This is a genomic window from Acinetobacter sp. Marseille-Q1618 (assembly GCF_902809855.1).
Lineage (GTDB): Bacteria > Pseudomonadota > Gammaproteobacteria > Pseudomonadales > Moraxellaceae > Acinetobacter.
This window is the reverse complement of sequence record NZ_CADDWJ010000004.1, coordinates 47,648-73,904: the sequence shown is the minus strand read 5'-3', so window position 1 is coordinate 73,904 and position 26,257 is coordinate 47,648. Positions and strand designations below refer to the sequence as shown.

Sequence of the window (26,257 nt, the reverse complement as noted above, 5' to 3'; positions counted from 1 at the left end):
CTGAAATGATTATTCTTATTTTTGTCTTTCAATATGAAATTAATTTATTTCATTCTATACATAACTTATTTCTAGAATGCGCTGAAATTAAATCCTTCAATTTCATTCATAGACGTGATCGCAAATGGCTAGAAAACTCTTTTTTTTCTCACTGATATTTAGTGTTCTTACCTTAACTGCCTGTAACAAGGAGGAACAGCCAACAGTAGCAGATAAAGCACCTCCAAGTATACGTATTGGTTATCAGCGTTCATCAACTTTAATGACTTTATTAAAGGAGTCGGGTGAACTTGAGCAGGAACTTAAAAAGTACAATATCAAGGTTAACTGGCATGAATTCACAAGTGGTCAACCTCTTTTGGAAGCATTGAATGTAGGAAGTATTGATGTCACTGCAGATGTGGCCGATACTGTGCCAGTCTTTGCACAAGTTGCTAAAGCAGAATTAACTTATTATGCAAAAGAAACGGCATCACCCCATGCTCAAGCAATTTTAATTCCACAAAACTCTAACATCAAAACATTGCAAGATTTAAAAGGAAAAAAAATTGCAGTTACTAAAGCAGCTGGAAGTCATTATTTGCTGATCGCTACTTTAAACAAAGCTGGTTTGAACTTTAAGGATATTCAGCCAGCTTGGCTTAGCCCGGCAGATGGTCGCGCAGCTTTTGAACAGAACGGTGTAGATGCTTGGGTGACTTGGGAGCCATATGTTTCAAGTGGTACAGTTATTCAGAATGCGAAGATTTTGGTAACAGGTGAAGGACTTGCGAGCTATACGCGTTATTATCTCACTACACAAAGCTTTGCAGGAAAGTATCCAAAAATTTTAAAACTGATCATTGTTGAATTACAGAAAAAAGCAGAATGGGTTAAAGATCATCCTGAAAAAACTGCAAAAACTTTAAGTCCTTTATGGGGTGGCTTACCGCAAGATGTCGTACTGAAAGCAAATAAAAACAGGAGTTATAACGTACAGCCTGTAGTTGTAAGTGATATGGTTGAACAACAAAAAATTGCAGATGCTTTTTATAACGAAAATTTGATTTCAAAAACAATTAATGCAAAGAGTTCTGACATTTTTCAATAATAAGTCTAGACTTCACATAGAATAAGTTCTGAAATTTTAAATTAGATTTCAGAATTTTTTATTTTTAACGGTTTGATTTTCAAATTGGATTTTTTTGTAAGATTTCAATAGTGCAACAGGCTGTAGTGCCATCATGCCGAGGTTTAATTTTCAATGAAGATTGAAGACATTCACGCTTTTACCGCATTTGTTAAATTGCAATCTACCAGTCTAACAGCACAGCAATTAGGGATTACACAGCCTGCAGTTACACGTCGCATTCAGAGCCTGGAACAAGACTGTTCAGTGCAACTATTTGATCGAAATACTCGTCCTTTAAAGTTAACCGCAAAAGGACGAGAAATATATGAGCAGTGCTGTATTATTGAGCAAGAATTCAATAGATTGAAGCAAATTATTGCTTTACAAAGTGTAAATTCAACACACCTTAGGATAGGAATTCCAAATAGCCTATCAGAGTCTGGTATTTTTGGAATGATACAAGATCTCCAAAAAGATTTTCCCTCTGCAAAAATTGAAATGAGTACAGGGTGGGGTAAGGAATTATTATCTAAATTAGCTCAAGATGAACTTGATGGCGTAATTTCTACTGCAAAAGAACATAGTGCTTTTCCAAAAGATTATGCTCTGAAAATTATGGGTACTTTACATATTAGACCTGTAGTTTCAAAGTCTTTAGGTAGATCTGGCATTTCAGCATGGGAAGATATACAAGAGCTAGGCTGGATTTTAAATAATAAAGGATGTGGATTTAGAGAATTTTTAACTGAACAGTTGGAAAAACAACATGAACAGCTAAATTTGAAAATTGAAGTTACTGGAGCCAGAGTTCAGTTAGATTTAGTACAGCAAGGTGTCGGTGCGGGTTTCTTTGCGCAGGAATTAATCTCTCAAACGCCACATTTTAATCAGTTATCAATTCTAGATATTGAAGAACTCAATCTAGATGTCATTGTTTACAATGCACGCAGGGAAAACCTAAATCATGCCCAAGCTGAATTGTTTGATGTAATTATGGAACGATTTAACAAAGAAGTGCATTTAGCGTAATCTAAAAATTTATTTTATGCGTTAAATTAATATTAGTTTATTATAAATATTTATTTAACGCATACTATTTTTTAACTTACAGTTGTTTCAACTTCAAATTTTTTTTGGAAATTGAAATGACAATTCAAATTTTAGGCATGATAGGTCATCGTCTTGCTTCAGAAACGACTCCAGCAGAAGGTCCAGTATTTAATCCAGATTATGTTGCAAATTTTGCTAAAGCCCATGAGGATGCTGGTTTTGATCGGGTATTGATTGGTCAATGGTCAGACCAGCCCGATGGCTTTATTGTAGCTGCTCATGCAGGTGCAAATACGTCGAAATTAAAGTTTTTATTAGCACATCGTCCAGGTTTTATAGCACCAACTTTAGCTGCACGTAAGTATGCAACTCTAGATCATTTAGTTAAAGGCCGTTTAGCAATTCACGTCATTACAGGGGGGAGTGATCCAGAACAGCAGCGTGATGGTGACTTCTTAACTAAAGCTGAACGATATGCACGTACAAAAGAATTTTTAGACATTGCCAAGCTTTCTTGGTACAGCAATAAACCCTTCCAGTACAATGGTAAATACTATCAAGTCAAAGATGGTTTCTCAGAAATCAAACCTTATCAATCTCATTTGCCAGTATATTTCGGGGGCTCTTCTCAAGAAGCATTAAATGTAGCTGCTGAACATGCAGATGTATTTGCACTTTGGGGTGAACCTTTAGCTGGTGCTGCAGAGCTTATAAAAAATATTCGAGCAAATGAAGTAAATTTTGAGCGTAAAAATCCACTTGATTTTAATATTTCTTTCCGTCCAATTATTGCAGATACCGAAGCACAGGCTTGGGAAAAGGCGCAGGATATTTACCGTCTAACTCGAGATCAGATTGAAAACCGTGGTCTGCGCAAAGATAAACAAAGTGCTCAAAGTGTAGGAGCCCAGCGTTTAGTAGAACTGGCATCAAAAGAAGTCCATGACACTAATTTATGGACAGGCATCTCTACCTTAGTACATGGCAACCATAACTCTACAGCTTTAGTGGGTACACCAGAGCAAGTCGCAGAATCTATTGCAGAATATTATAAGCTGGGTATTAACAGCGTATTGATTCGTGGTTTTGACCCATTAAATGATGTCATTGAATACGGAAAAGAACTATTACCAAGCATTCGTCATAAAACGGCCGAACTGGATAAATTAAATAAGATTACCTAGGCCTTGCTGACAAAATATTAAAAAGTGAGATTGAAATGAAAAAAATATTAGTTGGCCTTATTAGTGCTATATCAATAAGTATAACCGCTTGTGAAAAACAGGTTAATCAAGCTGAAAATACAAAAGAAATGACTAAACCTAAAAATTCAGCACAAATTGAACTCAAAATTGGTGATCAAAAAGGAAATATGCGTGCCCAGCTAGAGACTTCAAAACTTCTAGATGGTATCGATTATAAAATTTCATGGTATGAGTTCCCGGCAGCAGCTCCAGTTGCCGAAGCACTAAATGCTACCGCGATTGATATTGGTTATCTTGGAGACGCACCATTCATCTTTGCAAATGCAAATGGTGGTCATGCACGCGCAATTGCGGTTAACCGATATGATCCGTATGCAGTAGCTTTACTCGTGCCTAAAGATAGTCCGATTAAATCCATTCAGGATATCAAAGGAAAAACTATTACAGCGAATAAGGGTTCGATTGGTCAGCTAGTTACATTACGTGCTGTAGAGCGTGCTGGCTTGAAAACATCTGATGTGAATTTTAAGTTTTTGCCACCAGCAGATGGCAAACTTGCTGTTGCAAATGGTAATGTTGATGTATGGGCAGTTTGGGATCCGTATACAGCTTATGCTGAAGTCATTGATGGTTTTCGAATCATTGAAAATGGACGTGGATTATATTCAGGTTTTACATTCCTTGCTGCTACAGAGCAAGCTTTAAAAGATCAGCAGAAGCGTGTAGCTATTCAGGACTTTATCTACCGGCTTGAAGAATCACAGAATTGGGTAAATAAAAATTATCAGTCATTTGGTAAAGAGCTTGCAAAAATCACCGGAATTCCAGAAGAACCAGCCACATTAGCATTCAAACGAAAAAATGCCAAATGGACTAGTATTACTGATGATGTAATTACTATTTCGCAAGACACAGCAGATTTCTATCATAAACACCAATTATTAAATCAGAAAATTGATGTAAGCGGTCTGTTTGATCGTGAGTTTAAGACAAAGCAAGCAGGAAAATAATATGGCTAAATATCTGAATGCCTTAGCACCTGTAATTCATGCTATTGAGCAGGGATTTGTAGAACAACTGAATGAGCAAAACTTAATTCAACGCTTTACACCGGAGTTTAAAAAGCTCCTCCAGGATTCAACCTGGCTTGAACCAGAGTTTAAAAAACCGCATCCAGAATATTATCAACAATATCTATTGTATCTAGATCCTGAAGAGCGTTTTTCCATTGTCAGCTTTGTTTGGGGACCAGGTCAAAAAACACCAATTCATAACCACGAAGTATGGGGTGTAATTGGTGTGCTCGAAGGTGCAGAAGTCTCTACACCTTATACTCGTGATGAGGCAGGTTTACATCCAGTTGCTCAATGTGATTATCTCGAAGTGGAAGATATCGACTGGTTTACACCTGCTACAGGAGATATTCATGCTGTTAACAATGCCTTTGAGGATAAAGTCTCAATCAGCATCCATATTTATGGTGCAAATATAGGCAAAATTGAGCGTTTTACCTATCAACCAGACGGTACAGCTAAACCATTTATTTCTGGCTATTCAAATTTTTAAAGAGTGATATTAAAAGAATGAAAACGATCGTTTATCAAGAAATCCGTGAAAAATTGCTGGCTGGTGAGGAAGTTGCTATTGTGGATTTAAGGGAAGAGCACATTTTTGCGCAAAATCACCCTTTATTTGCGACAAATATTTCTTTATCACGTCTAGAAATTGAAATTTATAACCGTATCCCTCGTCTAGATACTCTAATAGTCATTTATGATGATGGCGATGGCCGTGTGGAGCGTGCATACGCAAAACTTACTGAATACGGTTATAGCAATATTGTACTTTTAGAAGGTGGGGTGACAGCATGGCAACGTGATGGTGGCGAATTATTCATTGACGTTAACTCTGCCAGTAAAGCATTTGGTGAGTTTGTAGAGCATCATAAAGGCACACCCTCTCTTAGTGCTGAGGAACTAAAAGCAAAAATTGAAGCTCAAGAAAATATCATTATTTTAGATGCTCGGCGTTTTGATGAATATCAGACTATGAGTATCCCAACTGGGGTAAGTGTTCCAGGGGCTGAATTGGTTTTACGTGCACCTTCATTGGTTAAAGATGAAAACACCCAAATTATCGTAAATTGTGCTGGCCGTACTCGTAGTATTATTGGGACTCAATCACTCATTAATGCTAAGTTACCTCATGAAATTTTTGCATTACGAAATGGAACGATTGGCTGGACACTCGCTGGACAACAACTAGAACATGGTCAGCAACGTTCATTTGTAGCTATTGATATCCAGATTGACGAGCAGGCAAAACAAAATGCTGCAGAATTGGCAAAGCAAGCCGGCGTAAAGCAAATCAGTTTAACTGACTTACAAGATCTACAGGCAAAAGAAGATAAAACCACGTATATTTTTGATGTACGTTCTGAACAGGAATATGCAGCAGGGCATTTACATGGTAGTCGTTGGGTAGCAGGTGGTCAGCTGGTACAAGAAACTGACCATTATGCTGCAGTACGTGGTGCTCGTATAGTTTTAGTTGACGATCAACTTGTTCGGGCATATATGACTGGTTCTTGGTTAGCACAAATGAACTGGGAGGTTTATATACTCAAAGATGATTTTTCAAGACTTCTGGCTGAGACGGGAGGATGGAAACCTGCTACACCGAAGATAGACGTTGACCAGTTTATTTCGCCAAAAGAATTGCAACAGCTTTCAGAAATACAGAACATTGCTATTTGGGATTTCACTACTGCAGCTAACTACAAAAAAGGGCATATTCCAAGTGCACAATGGGTTTTGAAAGCAGATGTACCTAAACTGATCCAGCAGTCAGAATTTACAAACAAAGATGCTATTGTTGTAACTTGTGGTTCAAGTTTGCTTGCTCAATATGCTGTATCAGAAATCAAAGCTCATCTCAAACCAGAGCAAAAAGTATATATCTTAAAAGAGGGTAATGCTGCGTGGCTGCAGGCAGGTCTGCCATTATCACAAGAATTAGAATTACTTTCTGAAGAGATTGATCGTTATAAACGACCTTATGAAGGTACTGATAATTCAAATGAAGCAATGCAAGCTTATTTGGATTGGGAGTTCGGTTTAGTCGATCAGCTTAAGAATGACGGTACACATGGATTCTTTGTAATATAAAACTTATTCAAAATAATAAGCATTCTAAGCCAAGAAATATAGAAATACATTTCTTGGCTTAATTAATATCAGACTCATGTAATTCTTAACTGAATATGGCTTTGTTCCACAAACCTATTCTTGAAGGCTTATTCAGCAATATAATTTCCAGAGGCTTTGTTGCATAAAGATTTAAAAGAAGTAAGATCAACAAACATTTACTATATTATAAGAAGATTGTATGACACTTTGTATTACTCAACACAGTTGAATCAAGAATTATTTAATAAAAACAATAACTTTGAATATCAAAAAGTAATTACTTATAAGCGTGCTAAAATTAGACAGATTTTGGTGTCAATGAAATTCTTGAATCTTGATACCTTAAATAGGTTAAGTGCTAATTTTTCTAAATAAAGCTTCCCCCCTCTTTGGATGAGATAAAAGAGGGGGTATAAATCATGCTATTCCAATTAATGTTTTAGCTTGATTAGCTTTAAAATACTCAGCTATTTCCTGTAAAAACACACGACGTCCCTCATCTGCTTTTACATAGCTTTGTTCCAATTGAGCTCCATGCTTGAGCATAAGATCGACAGCATAAGCATTATCTTTCTCAACAGCTAACATGAAGGGTGTATAGCCTCTAATTGGATGCTGAGCTGTGTTTTGATTTGGATCGGCACCATATTGTAAAAGCAATTCAAAAATCTCGTAGGCATCACAAACTTTTTTGTCTCCAAGAGAGATTTTTTTCATCTCTTCAAAAAAGACTTTTCTCGGATCACTGTCTGGTAGACTTTGAAATTGTTTATAGCTTTCGATATCACTGCCTCCGTTAGAGTGACGTTTAATCGAATCGGCAAGATATTTATCAATGGCTTGTTCAACTTTATGACCATTCAATATGCCAATCACACCTAAATTCTGGTAAAGCATGGAAATACCATAAAGACCTGTATTATTAGGATTAGCCCCATTTTCCAATAAGAGTTTTACCAGTTTTGGTAGATTTTCCTCAACAGCGAGGTTTAGGGGGAAAGTCTGCTTTTTCGCTGTACGTTTATTTAAAAGCTCTTTATCAAAACCACATTTGAATACATATTGGATGAATGCGTATGTTTCATCGGATTTAGCTTTAATGTGGTTTAATGCCAACAGCACAATACTTTCGTTATTTGATGTTAAAGCATTTATGTTGGCGCCAGCTTCAATAAGCTTTCTAGCCGTAGAAAAATCTCCGATAGCGACAAAGTAGTGAAGTTGAGGCCATTTACGTCTTTGTTCAATATCAATGTAAATACTTGCATTCACTTTTTTAAAGTCAGGGCTAATATCCATAGGAACTGCAAGGCTGCCGATTTTTGGAATTAATTTTTTAATTTCGGTACCTTTGTCGTTAAAAGTCACAGCAGTAAAATAATTAAAGAATCCAACCAGGGTTGCTTCTTTTTCCCACTCTTCAAAAACAAAGTCAATTTTAAAACGTTCAGGGCGCTCAATTGGATTAAAAATTCCAACTTTAAGGTCAAATAGGATCGCTAAATTTGAAATTTTGCCAATGAGTTTATTTTGGCTTTCAACAAGTGAAGCAATGCAAAGCATCTCATTTAGCAGTACTTCTAAATACCGCATATCACGATATAACAAACCATCTAAGCACAGTTCGTATTCAGTGAGTGCTTCCTTAAACTGATATTGATATACCAAATTAACTGCTTTAGCCCAATGTATATATGGAAGGAGATGTCCTATTTCCTGGTGTTCAGCAAGGTGCTTATCTATTTGGTTTATCATCAATGTATTTAAGTGAAAAGTTGTCTCACCTGTTGAGCCTAAACGAGTATCGGTTTGATCAATACGTTTAACATAGGTTTTATAAAAAAATACTTGAGTTAGTTTTTGATATGAAAGAGGGATTTCCATTAAAAAAGGAAAATGTGTTTGTGTATTGGCAATAGCCATCGCTCTAAATGTTAGTGTTTGGGTGTCATGTTGCGAAATACGATAAGACTTTAATTTTTGGTTATGTTGTTCGGCCAAAAACTGGATAAAGTTTCCATGTTTCAAGGAGAACCCATATTTAATTTTTAAAGCTTGTAGTAATCGCGCAAAACACAATATCTCATAATGTGCCTGCGATGCTTTATTATCGGTCAAGAATAAGCGTTTTAAGGTCGATGGCGTAGGTAATGCATCTCGGCGACCAAATTTACTGATGTAATTTTTATCATCAGGACTTAAATCGTCACTTTTCCAAAAATGAGCAAAGTTTTCATCATTATTTTTAAGATAACTTAAGCTTTCTTGAATAAAGTTTTCGCCTTTCCAGTGCTTAGAGATGCCCATTTGTGTAACACGAAAGGTTATGAGTTGATGAAGAGATGGAACTAAGTAATTCGACCATAGTGAAGTTCGGATAGAATCAACATTCATCAAGGCAGTTAAGCGAGCATGTAATAGCATTGTATTATAGCGCTCTAACACATTGCGTTTAAGCAACGTTATGAATTGCAAATTTGTACGTTCTGAAAACTCTTTTGGGCACAATTGATTTAAAAATAAGTCGATATCATAGTGCGAAGTGAATAGTTTGTTTGATGAGCCATCTAAGTGTTTAGAATCCGTCTCTGAGAGTTGGCTCTTGGTATCCATGTGACTAAATAAATCACGAACAATTTCTATAGTTGTTGGAAAGGTATTCTTGGGCATTGTAAAGCTCTGCGTATATCTGTTTTAAAGTTTAAATAGGCTTTTCGGTCACTAGGTGTACTTGGTATCGTAATCTTCTGTATTTGATTTACAAGCAAAAAATCATGTTTTTTGCCAGATCTAAAAGATGCAATACCATCCTTAATAAGTTGCCGAATAAATTTGTTCAACTCTTTGTCATTACTGTACTTTTTCATCGGTAATCCTGGCTTAAGGGGATTGCTCCCCATTAATGATTATTTGGCATTACCACGGCCACCCCCTGATGGGCGACCTGTTGTACTTGGCCAATTGCCACCAGAGCCAGGATGAGACGATGGTGGACGGTTGTATTTAATGTTCATGAGGGGTTATCCTTCGTGTGCATAGCGATATTGCTATGCATCGAAGAATATAGAAATGCAATATTTTCTTCTTCTGAGAGAATGCAGTTTAATTTTTCAAAACTAATTTTGGATTCTTTTAAAAGCCAATTCTCATATTCTTGAGGTTCTTCTTTGAGCATATCATGTGGTCGGACGGTAGAGTGTCTTTCAACTAATGTACTAGGCTTATGTCCTGATATTTGAACGAGCACACCTTTATCTACTTTTGTCTATCCTGCTAACTACTTTTGTCTATCCTGCTAATGTTTCAAATGATCTGCGGACCATAGAGGGTTAGCTTAATATTTACCAGTTATTTTATTGAATGTTTTGTATGGATTTACTATATATCCACATTTGGATGTGAAACTACTAAATACGTATTGAGAATTAGATGTAGATTTTAGTTAGAAGAGTAATTTTTCAACATAATTACTCAATGGAATTTCTTTACCAATATTATCCACTTTGTCTCTAAGTTTTATTTTTTTCCATTCAAAATCAATATATTTTCATTCTAAGGCTAATAGTTTATCCTTACTTGAGCCTTTAATCAGAGGTCAAATCTGTAAACTTAATGTCAAAAAGTTGCTTAATTAGCTGTTCTTTATAAGTATAATTTTTTTGGATCATAACCTCCTTGGCAAAGATCAAGGTTGTCTTGGTAAGTACGAGGTCTCCAACGGTCTTAAATATAATTTCTAGTGGTTCTATCAGCTTAATTCCGCTCTTTACTGTGATTACTGGCTTGGTCGGCATGCTTTTGGGTGATTTGTTACTACTGTGGATGAGGTTTAAAAAAACGAATTCCATACGGAACTACATTTGGCAATGCCGCGCATGCGATGGGGATTGCTCGTGCAAGACAGCAGCATGAGTTGGAAGGAGTCATCGCCAGCCTCTCAATGATTATTTCAAGCATTGTGATGGTGCTTTTTGCACCCACAGTGATTGCATTGACGAAATATATTCTTATTTTTTATGTTTTAAATCAATAAAATATTAACATTATTCAGTAACAAACCACCAAGAATTTAGTAAATTAGCCAATGATTTAGAACCAATTAAGATTATAAGTATTTCGATGCTAGGTTTAACGACTCAGAAAATCCAATGACTGATGGAGGGGTTTGATTGGTGAGGAGTAACTCGCCTCAAACTTGAAGCATCATAGTCTCTATCAAGACTTAAGTGATGATAGATTAAGTTTTTGGTTTAGCTTTTTATCTCCATTTAGAGAGAAAAGCTTTAGACAGCTTAATTGAAAATGTGATTCTATACCCCAAAAAGTTAAAATTAGATCAATTATTATTTTTAAAGGATGTCTTTTATAAAAATAATTGGTCTGAGTTTAGTTTAATTTTTCAATACTATTTGTTCATCAGGAGGTGGATAGTTATCAAATTGAATTGCCTTTTACTCTAGATTAAATGTATGAAGATAAAGGAAATATTAATGTATTTAAGGGACTTTGTTGCACAAACATATAAAGGCCAATTTTTCTTGGGTTTACCAAATTTAAAATGTAATTTGGGTATGTGGTCGACCTAATTCGGTAAATTTATTCAATACGGCAATACGTGCATGAACCTCATTGACCTGACTTTCAAAGTTCCTCGCTCTCAGTTTATCGCCTAATAATTTAATGCAGTACCTCTTGGTTTCCACCAAACTTCTTCGATGATACCCTGACCATTTTTTCCATATCACTCTACCAAAACGCTTTACTGTATCAAGTAGTGTATTACGTTCAATTGAAATTGCTCGTTTATCTTTCTAAGGCTTGGCATTTTTTCTTGACGGAATGATTGCACTTGCATTTCGATCTGTAATCACTTGTCGACAGCGTTTCGTGTCATAAGCACCATCGATATATCGAATCTATTCGCTCATCTGATGGCATTTGATCCAACAAATCACCAATCACTTGTGAATCACCCACGTTATTTGTAGTTAATTGAACTGCCCATATTTACAGAGTTTCTGCATCAATACCTATATGTAATTTACGCCATTGTCGACGATATTCAGGCTGATATTTCTTCCGCTTTCATTCCCCCTCACACAAAAACTTCAGCCCAGTGGAGTCGACGAGTAGATGAAGCACATCATTCCTTTTCTGATAGCTAATTATCAATTGTGATATCAATATGTTTTTGGCGACGACACAGCATAGAATAATCAGGCGCCGTCCAATCTAAGTCTGACAATTTAATCAAACTTCGAACAAAACCTGTGACCATACGCAATGCAAATCTGAATAGAGATTTAATCATTAAACAACATTGTATTGCAGTATCTGAATAGGTTGGGCTACGACCTTGTTTGCCATTTTTCTTAGCATACCACTGGGTATTTAGATCAAACCAAATGGTGAGTTTGCCACGATTAATTAGGGTTTGGTTATACGAGGAGCAATTGATTGTACGATAGGTTTTTTTTGAGGCTTCTTCATTCGAAAATTATATTACTAAAGGAGCTTTGAAGAACAGGTTTGTGCAACAAAGCTGTTCATGATTAAAATAAACTAGATCAGAATAACTTAATTGTATAAAAATACAAACACTTAAGTAAATTAGCGTTTCATAAATTGGCTTGGATTCTTTTGGGTCACTCGCTGAAAAGCACGTGTAAATGCAGCAACTGATTGGTAGCCAATTTTTTCAGAACAATCTGCAATAGACATGCCTTGTGCCAAATATTGTTGTGCCAACTGAACACGATAATATAAAACAAATTGTGTGGCTGAAAATCCTGCAATGTCAGAGAAATACTTAGAAAAGTTAGCACGCGATATACCACAAACTGCTGCCATGGATTGCAAAGTCCAATCTGCATCAGGTTTAGCAACAATTTCTAAAATCAAAGCATAAAGAGTCGGATCATTAAATAATATCCAAAGAGGAAACTTCTTATGGTTTTCTTGACTAAAAGTATGGCGAATCAAGTAATAAAATAAAATACTGGTAAGGCGCTCAATTAAGCTGATTGAAGCTGCATTGTCCAAGCCTGCTTCATGACGTATTAATTCAAATATGTTTGAACATTCAGTTAATGCTTGATCATCTTGCCTTAAGACCAAATAGGGCGGTAATGCTGCGATAAACAATTCAGAGAATTTAGAGCGAAATGTAAAATAACCACATGCGAGATGTGTAGAACAAGACAAAATATTTGAATCTTCACTGTTGACTAAGTTACGTTGTAATTGAGTCAAAGACGGAGCAATCCGTTGAGTAGTATCCGTAATAATAAAGGGTGTATCTTTAAAAAGAAAGATAGCATCTCCTTGATAAAGATGAATAAAGTTTTGCTCTTCAAGAAGATGAAAATGGCAATCTTGCTGAAGGATCAAATGGAAACTTGCTTGACCTTGCCCCTGGATGGAAGTTGACCATTGTTGATGATAACGGCTTAAATGCTGGAGCGATGTCTCGATTTCCAAGTGGTCAATCAACCAACTTAGCATTTTTTTAGAATTATTAAGCATAAAAACTTCCAATAGTTTAGACGATAAAGCATTTATTAATACCAATAAACATTGAGAGAATACTATAAATTTTCAACACTAAGTGCTCTTAATGGAGTACATATCATGACGACTTATTTCCAACCTTTAACTAGTGAACAAGCACTTGAAGAAGCGAAACAACGCCTGATTAATGCCGAAAAAGCGAATGGTTTTAGTTCCAATCTTTTAGGTGTTTTAGCATACGCACCGACTGCGTTAGAAATGTACCAAACCGTTTCTGAAATCAATAACCGCTGTAGCTTAAATGTACAAGAACGTGAAGTCGTGCAATTGGTTGCGGCTACAGATAATGGATGTACATTCTGTGTCGCTGGTCATACAGTATTGGCAAAAAATAAAGCCAAACTTGCACCTGAAATTGTCCAAGCCTTACGTAATCAAGCAGAGTTACCTGATACTCGTTTAAATGCATTGTCTACTTTTGCACGTCAAGCATTATTGACCAAAGGTGCTGTGGATGAGCAAACAACTCAAGCATTCTTTGATGCTGGTTTTACTAAACAAAATGCATTGGATGTTTTACTGGGTCTGAGTCTTGCGACTTTGTGTAATTATGCGAATAGCTTGGCTCGTACTGAACTGAATAGCCAACTTGCTGCACACAAATGGGAACCGAAAAATGCTTAATTCCGCGTTAGCTGTTTGGTTAGAACAGCATGCAGAGGCTTTAAATGCAGGCGAAGCAGACGTCAGTCTTGCTTTACTGCAACAATTAGGTCAAGCCGATGTATTTAGACAAGGTGTGCCTGAACAATTTGGTGGTCTTGGCAATACCTTAAAAGATGCAATTGAAACCATTGCAGAAGTTGCAGATTATTCAGTCACCGCTGCTTTTGTGAGTTGGAGTCAGCGTACTTATATTGAATATTTACTTACTGCAAAAGCCGATACTTTAGATGAGTTTCGTTTTGATGAGCTGCTTGCTGGTAAATATGCAGGAGCTACGGGTTTATCTAATGCAATGAAATTTCTCTCAGGCTTGGAACCCTTACAAATTCATGCTGAAGCAGTGGATGGGGGATGGAAACTGAATGGTGAATTGCCATGGGTTACAAATTTTCATCCTGACGGATTTAGTGTAGCTATCGCTACTGATAGCGCTCAAGGACCTTTATTGTTCTTAGTGCCATCTCATCGTTCTGGCTTTGATCGTCGACCAAACTTGGATTTGATCGCATTGAAAGGCAGTTCTACTGCTGCTGCTATTCTTACAGATGTTATTGTTTCACAAACAGAATTATTAAGTGATGACGCCACTCAATATCTTCCTGTCATTCGTCCAGCATTTCTAGGCTTACAGTGTGCCTTATCTATTGGTTTGATTAAACGCAGTCTACAGCAAGTCATTGCCAAGAAACACTCAAATGTAGTCAATGATCAAGTTGCCTATATTCAGCAGCAGTTAGAAAAAAATCTGACGGCTCTCTTTGCTGGACTGGAATCAGGACAATTCGTTATTCAAGCTAGATGCCTATTCGAGATCCGAATTGCACTCAGTGAACTTACTCAACATGCGATTCAGCTAGAATTATGCAGTACAGGCGGCAAGTGCTATTTGACACCTTATGAAGATGGCTTTACCAGACGCCTAAAAGAATCAGCCTTTATTCCAATTGTGACACCAAGTGTCTTGCAATTAAAAACTGAATTGTCACGTTTAAGTGCCTAAGACATGAAGAATAGTCAAGCGTTACTCACAGCAAAGCAACTTACAATCAGTCATGCGGGTAAAACCCAAGCTGTGATTGATGGTGTAGATTTTGACATCCAACAAGGTGAAATCATTACCATTTTGGGACCTAGTGGTGTAGGTAAATCGACATTATTGTCGACACTTGCAGGTTTGCATGCTCCTGAAAAAGGACAAGTTGAATTATTAGGAAAAACTATTGCTCAACAAAAGTCTGAAATGGCATTTATGTTTCAATCTGCAGTGTTATTGCCTTGGCTGGACATTTCAGAAAATGTTGCATTTGGACAAAATTTTAAAAATCAGACTAAACAAAATGAGGTAGAAATCCAAACGCGGGTGAGTAATGCTTTGCAACGGGTGAAGCTAGAGCATATTCCCCATGCAAAGCCAAACACTTTATCGGGTGGTATGGCGCAGCGTGTGGCCTTGGCTCGCGCTTTGGCAAAATCTCCACGTCTTTTATTACTCGATGAGCCATTTAGTGCATTAGATGAATTGAATCGTGCCCAATTACAAAGACTATTGGTCGACTTAGTACAAAGCCAAGAAATTGGTGCTGCAGTGATGATCACACACGATATTGATGAGGCTTTGCTTATCTCTAACCGTATTTTCTTTTTATCTGGTCAACCCGCAAACATCAGTCAAATATGGTCATTAACGCAAAATCATCCACGCGATATTTGGGAAAATAAGTTTTCAATAATTCGCAATGATATTTTGAAATTGCTACATCAACATCAAGCCAAAATGCTAGAAAATATTTAAGGAAACAGACATGTGTGATGACAATATTAATCATTCTCGTCGAGATTTTCTTAAATTGATGGGACTCTTTGCCGGAACTGTAGGCGTGCCAATGCAAGCAAGCCTGGCACAAACCAAGCCTGAAAATACAAAAACCAAACGGGTAAGAATTGGTTATATTCCAATTACCGATGCAACACCGTTATTGGTTGCCTATCAAAATAAGTTATTCGAAAAACAGGGACTACAAGTCGATCCACCTATTTTATTTCGGAGCTGGGCGCAACTGGTGGAAGCTTTTCTATCCGGTAGTGTGAATGTCATTCACTTGTTATCACCGATGGCAGTCTGGACACGTTTCGGCAGTCATTTCCCTGCAAAAATTGTGGCATGGAACCATGTTAGCGGTTCAGCTCTGACAGTTGCTAGACATATCAATAGTTTAAAGGACCTAGGTGGCAAGCAAGTTGCGATTCCTTTTTGGTATTCGGTCCACAACGTGGTATTACAGGAAATGCTTCGTAACGCAGGCTTGAAGGTCATCACTAAACAAAAAGGGCAACTGGCATCCAATGAAGTAGGGATCATCGTATTATCTCCTTCAGATATGCCTCCAGCACTACTTAGTAAGCAGATCTCAGGATACCTCGTTGCAGAACCATTTAATGCAATTGCAGAACATCTGAAGATTGGAAAAATACTGCGATTTACGGGAGATGTCTGGAAAAAACATGCCTGTTGCGTGGTGTACATGCATGAGAAAGACTTACAACTAAATCCAGAATGGTCGCAAAAGGTGGTGAATGGTATTGTGGAAGCCCAACTTTGGTGCCGTAGTCATCGTAGTGAAGTTGCGAAATTGATTTCACGTGAGCATAAACCACGTTTAACACCACACATTCATGCTGTAATTTCTGAAGTAGTTAATCCCAATCCATCCCGGCAGAAATTTTATTTAAGCGCAGGTGCAATTAAGCATCCTGCATGGCAAGATCATCGTATCGATTTTCAGCCTTATCCTTTTGAAAGTTATACAGTTGAACTAATCAAACGTATGCGTTATACCCAGGTTGAAGGTAATCCTGCATTTTTAAATCAACTGAATCCAACTTTAGCGGCACGCCAATTAGTTGATGATCATTTTGTTAAAAAAGCCATTCAAAACTTGGGTGGCATGAAAGCATTTGGTCTCACTGAGTCCTTTACCCGTCAGGAGATTTTTCAATTATGAATAATATCATGATGCCAAATTGGAAATATCATAGTTATGGATTACTCGGACTCATCGGATTTTTCTGCCTTTGGCTTGTTGCTGGGACATTTATTCCTGAAGGATTTTTTCAGCAATTTACGTTAAATGCGACATTGACCAAGTTTTTAACATTAATCCAAAACGCTGAAACCTATTCTCATATCTGGATGAGCATCCAACGTGTATTGGTGGGGCTAGGTTTCGCCTTGTTGATTGGGATTCCAGTAGGATTGCTGATTGGGCAAAATCAAAAAGCAGATGCATTAAGTTCACAAATTTTCCAGTTTTTACGCATGATTTCCCCATTGTCATGGATGCCAATTGCAGTGATGATTTTAGGGGTGGGCGATAAACCGATTTACTTCTTACTCGCTTTTGCCGCAGTCTGGCCGATTATTCTTAATACAGCGACAGGCGTAAAAAAAGTTGATCCTCAATTGTTAAAGCTTGCACATAGTTTAGATGCAACTCCACGTGAAATCTTGCAAAAAATTATTTGGCCCAGTGTACTAGGGCAAGTATTGGTAGGCTTGCGTTTGGCAATTGGAATTGTCTGGATCGTATTGGTACCGAGTGAAATGTTGGGTGTGAGCTCTGGGCTTGGGTATTTTATTTTAGATGCACGTGACCGTCTGGATTATACTGAGTTACTTTCGATTATTTTAATTATCGGTTTTATAGGTTTTGTCCTAGACCGTTTAGTAGTTAGCTTACAAAAGCGCATTGCGATTTAATCAAATATAAAAAAGCCTGATTAACTCGGGCCTTTTTATATCTATGTGGATCACTTTATTCAGCTGAATGTTGTGATTGATTTGGAAGAAATTTTCCTGCACATAGGCCTATTTCAAATAATCCCCACATTGGTACGGCAAGTAATAACATGCTGAGTAAATCTGGTGGAGTAATGAACATCGATATAAAAAAGCATCCCACAATAATAAACTTTCTCTTCTCTATGAGTTGTTCCAGAGTTACCAAATTTGAAAGTAATAACACGATAATAAGTACGGGGATTTCAAAACACAGGCCAAAAGTAAAAAAAAGCTTTAAACAAAAGCCTAAATAACTGCTAATGTCTGTCATGGGTAAGACAGCATCAGGAGCAATATGCATAAAAAAATACAGTACAGAAGGCAAAACAATATAACGGGAAAAACTGATGCCAAGATAAAATAAAACTAAGCTTGAGCTAAATAGTGCAATGATTAATTTCTTTTCTTGCAGATATAGCGCAGGCGCAATAAAACGCCATATACACCAAAGCAAAAATGGTAAACAAAGTAAAAAAGCAATAAATAGGGTGAGTTTAAAAGGCGCAGTAAATGTCGCAGTGATATCAGTTGCAATCATTTGACTGTTCGCTGGTAATGCTTGTAAGAGCGGTTGAGCAAATATTTGATATAGTGTTTGAGCAAAGGACAATAAACATAAAAATACCACGGCCAGCATCAAAATGATCTGAATCAGGCATTTTCTCAGTATTGCCAAGTGATCCAGTAAATTTACAGCAGTTGATGATTGGTCTTGAGATTTCATAAATACATAGATCTACTTAAATATGAGGGAGTAAGGATATGCTCATTTAAAATGGTATAACTCAATGGATATAGATCAAGCTGTCCTGCTTGATCCATGGGAGAAACCACTGCAATCTTTCCTAAACTGCTGTATGGCAAGCCAATATAAATAGGCTCATCAGAATGTAGTTCAGCATAAATTTTCTGGCTGAGAGTTTTTTCCAAATCTCTTACTTTGTTAATTTCAAATTCGAGTTGTTCTTGTAACTCATTGAGCTTGAGTTCACGTTCTATGTCATTTTGAAAATTTTGTAGCAGTTGTTTGACCTTTTGATACAGCCCATAAGCAGTTTTTAATAATTCTACTAGTTTTTCAGGGCCTAAGAATATCAATGCAAAACTGATAAAAAAGACAAGCTCAAACAAGCCAACATTTAACATAGGAGAGGAGATAGGTCTGTAAATTAAGATTGAAGGTTTTTATTTTTTGGCTGTGATGAGTCGGTAACTTCATCTTTCGGAGAATCGTCTTGAATTGATGTTTTAAAATCCTTAAAAACACCACCTAAATCTTTACCTAAATTTTTTAGTTTTGAGGTGCCAAATAATAAAATCAGAACCAAGGCAAATAAGGCAATGTGTCCAAGTGATAAACCTAACATGAAGCATCTCTAGATTGTTTGTTGAGTCGACTATTTTAAACGATGCATATTTTTTCTTAATCACATTATATGATTAGCTATTTACTTCTCATACAATAGTATTTTAATAATGCTCTATTTTTACTATATAGGTTCATCATTAGTGATGGAACAGCTCATGATGTGAAAGTTGCACTTGATTTAATTGACTGTTTGAATTTGGAAGAAACAGAAATATTATGTGCTTATTCTTATGAAAAAGCCGCAGTCTTTAAAATACCCTGTTATATATATGCCTTGAAGTGTGGAAAACCATTACCGTAAGGGGTGAAAACATTCGATATGATAGAGTGGCGTATGCTGTTCATTAATGAATTAATAGCAAAGCAAATTAATGCATCAACTTTTGCAGTCACATCAGGAAGATACTTATTATTTGCGAATCTTGGTAGCTAAGTTACGTGCCAAGCTGAATGATAATGCAGTGCATCCTAAATACATCGTGACAGAGCCAGGTATTGGTAGCACTGTGTAGGTCACAGTCTTGTATATCCCATTTAACTTATTTTTACCTAAAGTTAACTTCATAAGTTTTAAATATTTTAAACAACATTAAAATTAGTTATTTATAAGGTTTATTCTTGGAGTTTCATTTTTGTAAGTTCATGAACCTACCACAAAAATTTAGAGACTTATTATCTTCCTAAGTCATTTTATACTCTATGTGTCTAATATAAGAACAAGTATCAAAGTAATATGATATAAACAGCTAATTTATATATTAAAATAAGCTTAGAATTAGGATTAGTTAATCTATTGAATAAAAAACAGCTTTAAAACAGAAATTGTGAAAGCTATTTTTTAACCACTCTTTTTAAAGATAATTTATGAATGAAATAATTTATACCGAAGATGAGCTGAAGGGATTATCGGATAAGGAAATTCTGGCTCTATTAGCTGAATCTTGGGGTTTTAAAGATGGAAAAATTGAACTTTGGGGGGAGTTACCAGCTTTAGGTGAATCTATATACGGATTTATTGAGTACCCTTACTCAACTAGAAATGATGAGAGACTCTACTACCCATTAAAAGGACTTGAACGGGGAATCTGTAAGATCTTTGTGGCTCCGCAAGATGCTTCGCGTTTAGGCTCAAAAAGTAAGAGTCGGTTCATTCGTTTTGAGGTAGAGCTTTCCCCAGAATCAGAAAGAATAAAGCATAAAAATCCTTTTAGGTTGAGTGTTAAAAGAGGAACAGGTGAGAATCTGCGTTCTCTCCCTAAAGAAATGCCTCAAGATATTTTGGTTAACCCAAATTTGAATTCAGAGCGTAACCAATTTATTTCTAAGTCGATTTATGACTTCTATTACGAAAAGGCAATGGAAGACATGGATAAAGAAATTAAGCAGAGAAAAGGTAAAATTGAGGCTCAAATAGCTGAAAGAGAATCTGAGCTGCAGCAATTAAATGAAAATGGCATAGCTGAGTTAAAGCAAACCGAAGAGCAGCGGGATGTTTTAAAAAATCTACTTTATAAATTAAATGCTCAAAAGGATGAGCTTGAGACTATTAATGAAAAATTATCTCAAGATAAGCAACTTAGACAAAATGAACTACAGAATTTGACCAAAAGATTTGAACAGATAGAGGGTGAAATGAACAATAAAATTCAACGACTAAAAAGTTATGTTGCGGACAAGGCCCAATTTTTGAAAACTTTTGAGTTTGTTGATGAGGATGATATTAATCTTTTTCTACATCAATCTAAGCCTCTAATCGAGCGTGTGGATGGATTATCATTTAATAATGTTCTTAATGGTGATTACCAAAAAGCTGTGTCTTATATTCATGCTCACTTGGTTGAAATAGAATATATGTATCCTCGACATATCATTGAGAACTATTTAACGCTTCTTAGAACAAAAGATCTCATTATTTTGGCAGGTGACTCGGGTTCAGGAAAAACCAATTTGGTTAAATCATTTGCCAAGGCTGTGGGTGGTAAGTCGATCATTGTTCCTGTAAAACCAAACTGGACAAGCTCTGAGGATTTACTTGGCTACTATAATCCTCTAGAAAAAAAGTATTTGGCCACTCCGTTTCTAGAAGCTCTCATTGAGGCACAACAAAACCCAGAAATTCCATATTTTATCTGTCTAGATGAAATGAATCTCGCGCGTGTCGAGTATTACTTTGCAGACTTCTTATCACTTTTAGAAACGCGTGATGAAGAACCTGAAATTTCCCTTTATGCCGAGAGTGAATCAGCACATGTTTTATCGGAGCTTAAAGCAGTCGTTGATATTATTCAGTCTACCAAAGAAAAATATAGCCAAGATGGTGTTATTAATTTCATTGAGTTATTAAAAAATGAGCAGCTGAATTTACAATTACGACTGGCATTCGGCTTCAGTGATAAAGATTCACTCATTAAATATCACAGTGAAATTCGTCGAATGCTTTCCGCAGTAATGACGATGCCTTCAAGTATTAAAATGCCTGCCAATGTGCATATTATTGGTGCAATTAACATTGATGAAACGACGCATTACTTGTCCCCAAAAATCCTAGACAGAGCGCATATTATGCGATTTGAATCACCTCTATTATCGGATTGGAATAAAATTCTTGAAGAGGTCAGTGATTATGGCTTTGATGATGTGTCTAAACCTCTAATCTTTGATATTGAGTCTTTAGGATATCGGGCGAACTATCCTAAGTTTGATCCAAAAGATCCATTCTGCGCACTATTTATTGATCTCAACAAGGAATTTTTCCATAAGTTGGGGGTTGAGTTTGGTATGCGAACAATTCGTCAGGGACTCAACTATCTCGATTTATTCAAAGATGTGGATGCTAATGAAGAATTAGCAATCAATAACTTCCTATTACATAAGGTCTTACCAAAATTGACTTTTGATGGGAATAAGCAAGTGGGTGGTCAAACTAAGTTGGCACTCATCGATCGTGTACTCATAGAGAAAATTAAACAACTCTTACCAAATCATGACGAATATAGTGCGATTTTTTCTTCTGTTCATGCGCTTGAAAATGTTGTGAGTGACGCTAAAGCCAATGATGGGATTGTAAACTTCTGGTCGTAAAAATGGATCTATTTTTCGAAATTAAATATTTAGAGCTTAAGTGGTATAACCAGGAGATCCTTACAAAAGTAACGGAATCATTGGTAGCACTTGACGTTGAATATGATGAACACCTAAATATTTATCAAGTCGAGACCACGATTTATCCTAAAGTTGAGGGGGTAAAAAGAGGTGTGCTTGCTGTTAGATTTTTAAATCGCAGCTCAGATAAGCCCTATATCGAAATGTCTAGTGGTGATAAAAAATATCTAAGCCCGATTACAGATCCTGATACCGGTTTAGTGTGGTGGATAGTTAAAGATCGATGGGTAAAAGAACATAATCAATGGTCTAGTATTGCGCCAAATATTGTTGGAACAGTGTATTTTGTTCTGCAAGGCCAGCGATGTGAGATTTTAATTAATGGTTCGGATTTTTCACTGGACCAATTAGATAAGTATTTAAGCACCTTCAAAAATGATCTCTGGGAACTAATTTTAGATGAATCCAGTGTTGTTCAAGCGAAAGCTGAGGGTGGTCGATCTGAAGGAATTGGGAATGAGGCAATAAAATGCATTGAAAGTCTTGTTGCTCATGCTCAGAAGGTCTTGAATAACCCTAAAGTTGAACTGCGTGAAGTTCAATCTTTGAAGCCTAGAAAGGAAGTCAAACCTGTTAATAGAACCTTTATGGAGCTATCAACTAAGACCAATCAAAAGTTTTTAACAAGTCGGGCAACAGAGCCTTCTTACAACGTTCCTGAAAATCGCTACGTACTGTTTGCTCTTGAACGCTGCTATCTAATCATCAAACAAATTGTAATTCTCGCGGGCAATAAAATGCAGCGTTTCAAGCATCAAGCTGAGAAATTTCAGGCTCAGCATGATACTTTGAAAGATTATACGAAAGTGGATCGAGATTTGGTGGTTGCTGATTTACAAAAAATAGGTGAAAAACGTAAGTTATCTTATTGGCAAAATTACATAGATACTCAGGTTGCCCATTTTAATATTCCATTGGTTCGTACGCCTCTCACCACTGAATTTCAAATTAAACTAGAGAGTAGAACTAGTAGTGAAGATGGGTTCTTTGTTCAGGTCTGGCATAAAAATAAATATGTAAAACCGCCTTCAAAATACTATATTTTGGAATTGACTGGGCCATTTGAGGAATTGGTTAATATATTTGATGCAGGTATGGAGCTCGCCTTTCATTGTGAATTTTCACATGCCAAATATGATAAATGTGTAAAATTTAGATTCAATGATATCTATAAAATTACATTTCTACGATCCGATGTAATGGATAAAGCTTCGATGCATTATAAAAGAGAAGTACAGATTGGTATCGAGCTTGATAAAAATAATTGGATAAGATCTTTAACTGCAAACGAGCTAAAAGAACAAGAGAAAGAGAAGGTAGCTTTAAGAAACCGTATTAATTATTACTGGCATCATCAAAATAATTGTACTCAGATTTACGAAAAAGTAGAACCCAAGTTTAGGTTGCTGAAAACCATTATTCATCAATTTAAAGATCTAGGTGTAAAGACCTCACCGCATTTTCCTAACTCAATGACGTTTGTGCAAAACCCTAATTACCAGGCAATTCATAATAACTATAAAAATCTCCGTAAAGTTATGAATTTGCAAGATGAGAATCTTTTAATAAGTCTTGAGAAAATTGATGAAATTGGTTTGATTAATATGCCATTGCTCTATGAGAGATGGACACTCATTCAAATCATCATGGTACTTAAGAACGAATTTAGATTTGAGCCTCTCGACAATTGGAAATTCAACATCATTAATGCAATTAAGACGAACAACACGAATATTGCAGTTGAATTAATCAATGAACAGGGTGGACGTAGCCTCACTTTATGGTATGAAAAGAAGCTACCAAACAATAAAAAGCCAGATTTTACTTTGGATTTAACTTGGTATGAACAGAATGATATAGAGCGAATCCGCCCACATTTCAATAAGTTTGTATTGGATGCAAAATTTTATGATAAAGGCACATTTATAAAAGATGGCGGGCTTATGTCTAAAATTAATGAACTGTATAAAGACAAGAATTATAGCGAAGATGGTCAAAATCCTGTGTTCTTAATTCATCCTTGCAAAAATGTGATTGATAGGCGTGTTACTGCTCAGGATTGGGGTAAATATAGTTTTCTGGGGGAAGTGGATATATCAGGTAATGGTGAGTACCACGAGCATAATAAAGGAGCAATTTATCTAAACCCGATTGATCATACACTATACAATGATGAGCTTCAGCGTCTATTGGGTTTGTTTTTACAATATAAATTAGATTACGACGAAATCGGTTTTAACAGCGATATGACTTTAGCTGTTCCTATGTGCATACGATGTGGATCGAATGAGATAGAAATGCTTACCAAAACCACTGACTGGTATGACAAAGATAATGTAAGAAGGATTAGAACTTCCCGATCTGTATGGATGCAATGCAAGGACTGTGATCAGATGCAAGTTTACAACCATTGTTCAAACAGAAACCATCGACGTCGAATCATTAAAAATGGTCTTTATTGGTCATACCATTCTGCACGAGCTTTAGAGATATTTAATATGAAATGCCCAGAGTGTGGTAATTGGGGAGGATGGTAAATCTCTTATAGTTTTTTTCAGTTTACATTTGTTTAAGTTGTCCTGATATGTGATAAGCTTTATCTTATATTAGTATTTATGAACTTAATTATATTTGTTATCTATTTAACATAATCTATATTATGCGAAATCATAGTGTTAGAAACCATTTAAAGTGTCTGTATTCTCAGTCTTGCTGTTCTGCAAGATGTTCGAGATCATCGTATTACCCAAGTCCGTGCTGCTGAAACTCTGAATCTTTCCACCCGTCAAATTACCCGGTTATTACAGAAGCTCAATCAAGACGATATTTCAGGTCTGGCACATGCCAGTCGTGGTCAACCGGGTCATCATCGCCATGATGAAGCCGTAAAGTCTGAATGCCTTTCCATTATTTCTGAACATCTTCTTGGCTTTGGTCCTACATTGGCGCATGAGAAGCTCAGCAGCATGTTTGGGCTGAATATTCCTGTGGAAACGGTCCGTCGCTGGATGACTGCAAATGACCTCTGGATTCCTCGATCCAAGCGCCTGAAACGTCCATATCAGCCTCGTTATAATCGTGATTGTTTCGGTGAGCTGATCCAGATTGATGGCTCATATCATGACTAGTTTGAAGGTCGAGCTGCAAAATGCAGTTTATTGGTTTATATCGATGATGCCACTGGAAAGTTGTTGCATCTGCGCTTTTGTGAGGCTGAAACGACCTTTGACTATATGCTTTCAACCCGAGTCTACATTGAGCAATACGGCAAGCCGCTGGCCTTTTATAGCGATAAACATTCGGTATTCAGAGTGAATCAGAAATCCAGTCAAGACAGCCAGATCACGCAATTTGGGCGGATTCTGAATGAGTTAAACATTGATATTATCTTTGCCAACTCACCACAGGCTAAGGGTCGTGTGGAGCGCGCCAATAGAACCCTTCAGGATCGTCTGATCAAGGAGATGCGCCTGGAAGGCATCAGTTCGATTGCCGAAGCCAATGCCTGGCTGCCCTGCTTCATTGAGCAGTTCAATCAGAAGTTCGCCAAGTGTGCGAGCAACCCAAAGAACTTGCATCGCTCTTTAACGGAATCTGATGCTGAGCTGGAGGATATTTTTACCTGGCAGGAACCGCGTAAGGTCACTAAGAACCTGACCCTCACCTATGACAAGTGTATTTATATGCTTGAGCCAACAGTACTGAATCATAAGCTTGTTGGGCAATACATTTCATTTCTAGAGTACCCGGATGGAACTATCGCCATCATGTATGAGGGACGGAAGATCAACTATAGCGTCTTCAATAAACTGGCTGGACTACAGCAAAATGCAGTGGTTGAGAATAAAAGATTAGGCTCGGTTCTGGCCCATATCCAGCAACAGCATGAAGCATTGGAAAAACAGAATAAACGTTCCCGCCTCAAGAAAAGTATGCCGAGTCGTAAAGCTCAGAAAGCTGTTATTGAACAAAGAAATTTAAATCCTGTGCTTGACTCTTGCAGTTAAAAACAGGACATTTTAAATGGTTTATCGCATAGATATTTTTAATTGGTGAATAATACATAACTGTAAACGGCAAATAGAAATGCCCATTTCC

The 26,257-nt window shown here is 36.7% G+C and carries 18 protein-coding genes and 5 pseudogenes; 17 read left to right on the top strand and 6 right to left on the bottom strand.

The features are described from left to right. Positions 1-124 precede the first annotated feature (124 nt). The 6 genes from HUS24_RS15750 to HUS24_RS15725 all read left to right on the top strand — a co-directional run bounded on the left by HUS24_RS15750 (position 125) and on the right by HUS24_RS15725 (position 6,533). Entirely contained in the window at positions 125-1,090 is a 966-nt protein-coding gene (locus tag HUS24_RS15750; RefSeq protein WP_173912913.1) for an aliphatic sulfonate ABC transporter substrate-binding protein, read from the top strand. Between the two features lie 153 nt (positions 1,091-1,243). Beyond that, positions 1,244-2,140, top strand: coding sequence for a LysR family transcriptional regulator (locus HUS24_RS15745; protein WP_173912912.1), 897 nt, complete (start codon positions 1,244-1,246; stop codon positions 2,138-2,140). A 116-nt stretch (positions 2,141-2,256) separates the two neighbouring features. Further along, positions 2,257-3,345, top strand: a complete 1,089-nt coding sequence (locus HUS24_RS15740) for an LLM class flavin-dependent oxidoreductase (RefSeq protein ID WP_173912911.1) — start codon at positions 2,257-2,259, stop codon at positions 3,343-3,345. A 35-nt stretch (positions 3,346-3,380) separates the two neighbouring features. Continuing rightward, on the top strand, positions 3,381-4,376 hold the full coding sequence (locus tag HUS24_RS15735) for an ABC transporter substrate-binding protein (RefSeq protein WP_173912910.1): 996 nt from the start codon (positions 3,381-3,383) through the stop codon (positions 4,374-4,376). 1 nt (position 4,377) lies between these two features. Next, the gene (locus tag HUS24_RS15730) at positions 4,378-4,932 is read left to right on the top strand and encodes a cysteine dioxygenase (protein ID WP_173912909.1); all 555 of its coding nucleotides are present in this window, start codon (positions 4,378-4,380) and stop codon (positions 4,930-4,932) included. A 17-nt stretch (positions 4,933-4,949) separates the two neighbouring features. Then, a complete protein-coding gene (locus tag HUS24_RS15725; protein ID WP_173912908.1) occupies positions 4,950-6,533 on the top strand; it encodes a rhodanese-like domain-containing protein in 1,584 nt (527 codons plus the stop codon). A gap of 438 nt (positions 6,534-6,971) precedes the next feature. Here the strand turns inward: HUS24_RS15725 and HUS24_RS15720 are convergent, their stop codons facing one another. After that, entirely contained in the window at positions 6,972-9,224 is a 2,253-nt protein-coding gene (locus HUS24_RS15720) for an ankyrin repeat domain-containing protein (RefSeq protein WP_173912907.1), read from the bottom strand. A gap of 1,071 nt (positions 9,225-10,295) precedes the next feature. Between HUS24_RS15720 and HUS24_RS17170 the strand changes: the two are divergent. Next, a pseudogene (locus HUS24_RS17170) lies at positions 10,296-10,587 on the top strand (LrgB family protein); the annotation flags it as partial. A gap of 520 nt (positions 10,588-11,107) precedes the next feature. Here the strand turns inward: HUS24_RS17170 and HUS24_RS15710 are convergent. Further along, positions 11,108-12,012 (bottom strand): annotated as a pseudogene (locus tag HUS24_RS15710) (IS5 family transposase). Positions 12,013-12,164: 152 nt separating this feature from the next. Continuing rightward, the gene (locus HUS24_RS15705) at positions 12,165-13,079 is read right to left on the bottom strand and encodes an AraC family transcriptional regulator (RefSeq protein WP_173912906.1); all 915 of its coding nucleotides are present in this window, start codon (positions 13,077-13,079) and stop codon (positions 12,165-12,167) included. A 105-nt stretch (positions 13,080-13,184) separates the two neighbouring features. Here HUS24_RS15705 and HUS24_RS15700 point away from each other — a divergent pair, with 105 nt between their 5' ends. Genes HUS24_RS15700 through HUS24_RS15680 form a run of 5 tightly spaced genes read left to right on the top strand, consistent with a single transcriptional unit; the run spans position 13,185 to position 17,547 of the window. Then, complete coding sequence (locus HUS24_RS15700; RefSeq protein WP_173912905.1) at positions 13,185-13,748, top strand: carboxymuconolactone decarboxylase family protein; 564 nt, start codon at positions 13,185-13,187, stop codon at positions 13,746-13,748. Beyond that, positions 13,741-14,790 carry an acyl-CoA dehydrogenase family protein gene (locus HUS24_RS15695; RefSeq protein ID WP_173912904.1) on the top strand — a complete coding sequence of 350 codons (1,050 nt, stop codon included), beginning with the start codon at positions 13,741-13,743 and terminating at the stop codon, positions 14,788-14,790. Before HUS24_RS15700 ends, HUS24_RS15695 begins: the two co-directional genes overlap by 8 nt. 3 nt (positions 14,791-14,793) lie before the next feature. Then, positions 14,794-15,582, top strand: coding sequence for an ABC transporter ATP-binding protein (locus tag HUS24_RS15690; protein WP_173912903.1), 789 nt, complete (start codon positions 14,794-14,796; stop codon positions 15,580-15,582). Between the two features lie 10 nt (positions 15,583-15,592). Beyond that, on the top strand, positions 15,593-16,792 hold the full coding sequence (locus HUS24_RS15685; RefSeq protein WP_173912902.1) for an ABC transporter substrate-binding protein: 1,200 nt from the start codon (positions 15,593-15,595) through the stop codon (positions 16,790-16,792). Next, the gene (locus tag HUS24_RS15680; protein WP_173912901.1) at positions 16,789-17,547 is read left to right on the top strand and encodes an ABC transporter permease; all 759 of its coding nucleotides are present in this window, start codon (positions 16,789-16,791) and stop codon (positions 17,545-17,547) included. Before HUS24_RS15685 ends, HUS24_RS15680 begins: the two co-directional genes overlap by 4 nt. Before the next feature lie 55 nt (positions 17,548-17,602). On the opposite strand, the gene tatC is transcribed toward HUS24_RS15680, so the two are convergent. Genes tatC through HUS24_RS15665 form a run of 3 tightly spaced genes read right to left on the bottom strand, consistent with a single transcriptional unit; the run spans position 17,603 to position 18,995 of the window. Further along, entirely contained in the window at positions 17,603-18,352 is a 750-nt protein-coding gene (gene tatC / locus HUS24_RS15675; RefSeq protein WP_173912900.1) for a twin-arginine translocase subunit TatC, read from the bottom strand. Further along, positions 18,349-18,774, bottom strand: a complete 426-nt coding sequence (locus tag HUS24_RS15670; protein ID WP_173912899.1) for a hypothetical protein — start codon at positions 18,772-18,774, stop codon at positions 18,349-18,351. Before HUS24_RS15670 ends, tatC begins: the two co-directional genes overlap by 4 nt. A gap of 23 nt (positions 18,775-18,797) precedes the next feature. Next, a complete protein-coding gene (locus HUS24_RS15665) occupies positions 18,798-18,995 on the bottom strand; it encodes a twin-arginine translocase TatA/TatE family subunit (RefSeq protein WP_173912898.1) in 198 nt (65 codons plus the stop codon). A gap of 132 nt (positions 18,996-19,127) precedes the next feature. Here HUS24_RS15665 and HUS24_RS15660 point away from each other — a divergent pair. From HUS24_RS15660 to HUS24_RS15640, 5 genes and pseudogenes are all read left to right on the top strand, one after another. Then, a pseudogene (locus HUS24_RS15660) lies at positions 19,128-19,220 on the top strand (IS5/IS1182 family transposase); the annotation flags it as partial. A 126-nt stretch (positions 19,221-19,346) separates the two neighbouring features. Next, positions 19,347-19,509: pseudogene (locus tag HUS24_RS15655) on the top strand (winged helix-turn-helix domain-containing protein); the annotation flags it as partial. Between the two features lie 352 nt (positions 19,510-19,861). Next, on the top strand, positions 19,862-22,078 hold the full coding sequence (locus HUS24_RS15650) for an McrB family protein (protein ID WP_173912897.1): 2,217 nt from the start codon (positions 19,862-19,864) through the stop codon (positions 22,076-22,078). A 2-nt stretch (positions 22,079-22,080) separates the two neighbouring features. Then, positions 22,081-24,696: a hypothetical protein gene (locus HUS24_RS15645; RefSeq protein ID WP_173912896.1), complete on the top strand. Its 2,616-nt coding sequence runs from the start codon at positions 22,081-22,083 to the stop codon at positions 24,694-24,696. Positions 24,697-24,858: 162 nt separating this feature from the next. Continuing rightward, positions 24,859-26,166 (top strand): annotated as a pseudogene (locus HUS24_RS15640) (ISNCY family transposase). The last annotated feature ends 91 nt before the right edge of the window (positions 26,167-26,257 follow it).

Bases quoted from the DNA above. Each gene is read 5' to 3' on its own strand.
- HUS24_RS15750 (WP_173912913.1), top strand. From the start codon at position 125: ATGGCTAGAAAACTCTTTTTTTTCTCACTGATATTTAGTGTTCTTACC.
- HUS24_RS15745 (WP_173912912.1), top strand. From the start codon at position 1,244: ATGAAGATTGAAGACATTCACGCTTTTACCGCATTTGTTAAATTGCAA.
- HUS24_RS15740 (WP_173912911.1), top strand. From the start codon at position 2,257: ATGACAATTCAAATTTTAGGCATGATAGGTCATCGTCTTGCTTCAGAA.
- HUS24_RS15735 (WP_173912910.1), top strand. From the start codon at position 3,381: ATGAAAAAAATATTAGTTGGCCTTATTAGTGCTATATCAATAAGTATA.
- HUS24_RS15730 (WP_173912909.1), top strand. From the start codon at position 4,378: ATGGCTAAATATCTGAATGCCTTAGCACCTGTAATTCATGCTATTGAG.
- HUS24_RS15725 (WP_173912908.1), top strand. From the start codon at position 4,950: ATGAAAACGATCGTTTATCAAGAAATCCGTGAAAAATTGCTGGCTGGT.
- HUS24_RS15720 (WP_173912907.1), bottom strand. From the start codon at position 9,224: ATGCCCAAGAATACCTTTCCAACAACTATAGAAATTGTTCGTGATTTA.
- HUS24_RS15705 (WP_173912906.1), bottom strand. From the start codon at position 13,079: ATGCTTAATAATTCTAAAAAAATGCTAAGTTGGTTGATTGACCACTTG.
- HUS24_RS15700 (WP_173912905.1), top strand. From the start codon at position 13,185: ATGACGACTTATTTCCAACCTTTAACTAGTGAACAAGCACTTGAAGAA.
- HUS24_RS15695 (WP_173912904.1), top strand. From the start codon at position 13,741: ATGCTTAATTCCGCGTTAGCTGTTTGGTTAGAACAGCATGCAGAGGCT.
- HUS24_RS15690 (WP_173912903.1), top strand. From the start codon at position 14,794: ATGAAGAATAGTCAAGCGTTACTCACAGCAAAGCAACTTACAATCAGT.
- HUS24_RS15685 (WP_173912902.1), top strand. From the start codon at position 15,593: ATGTGTGATGACAATATTAATCATTCTCGTCGAGATTTTCTTAAATTG.
- HUS24_RS15680 (WP_173912901.1), top strand. From the start codon at position 16,789: ATGAATAATATCATGATGCCAAATTGGAAATATCATAGTTATGGATTA.
- tatC (WP_173912900.1), bottom strand. From the start codon at position 18,352: ATGAAATCTCAAGACCAATCATCAACTGCTGTAAATTTACTGGATCAC.
- HUS24_RS15670 (WP_173912899.1), bottom strand. From the start codon at position 18,774: ATGTTAAATGTTGGCTTGTTTGAGCTTGTCTTTTTTATCAGTTTTGCA.
- HUS24_RS15665 (WP_173912898.1), bottom strand. From the start codon at position 18,995: ATGTTAGGTTTATCACTTGGACACATTGCCTTATTTGCCTTGGTTCTG.
- HUS24_RS15650 (WP_173912897.1), top strand. From the start codon at position 19,862: ATGAATGAAATAATTTATACCGAAGATGAGCTGAAGGGATTATCGGAT.
- HUS24_RS15645 (WP_173912896.1), top strand. From the start codon at position 22,081: ATGGATCTATTTTTCGAAATTAAATATTTAGAGCTTAAGTGGTATAAC.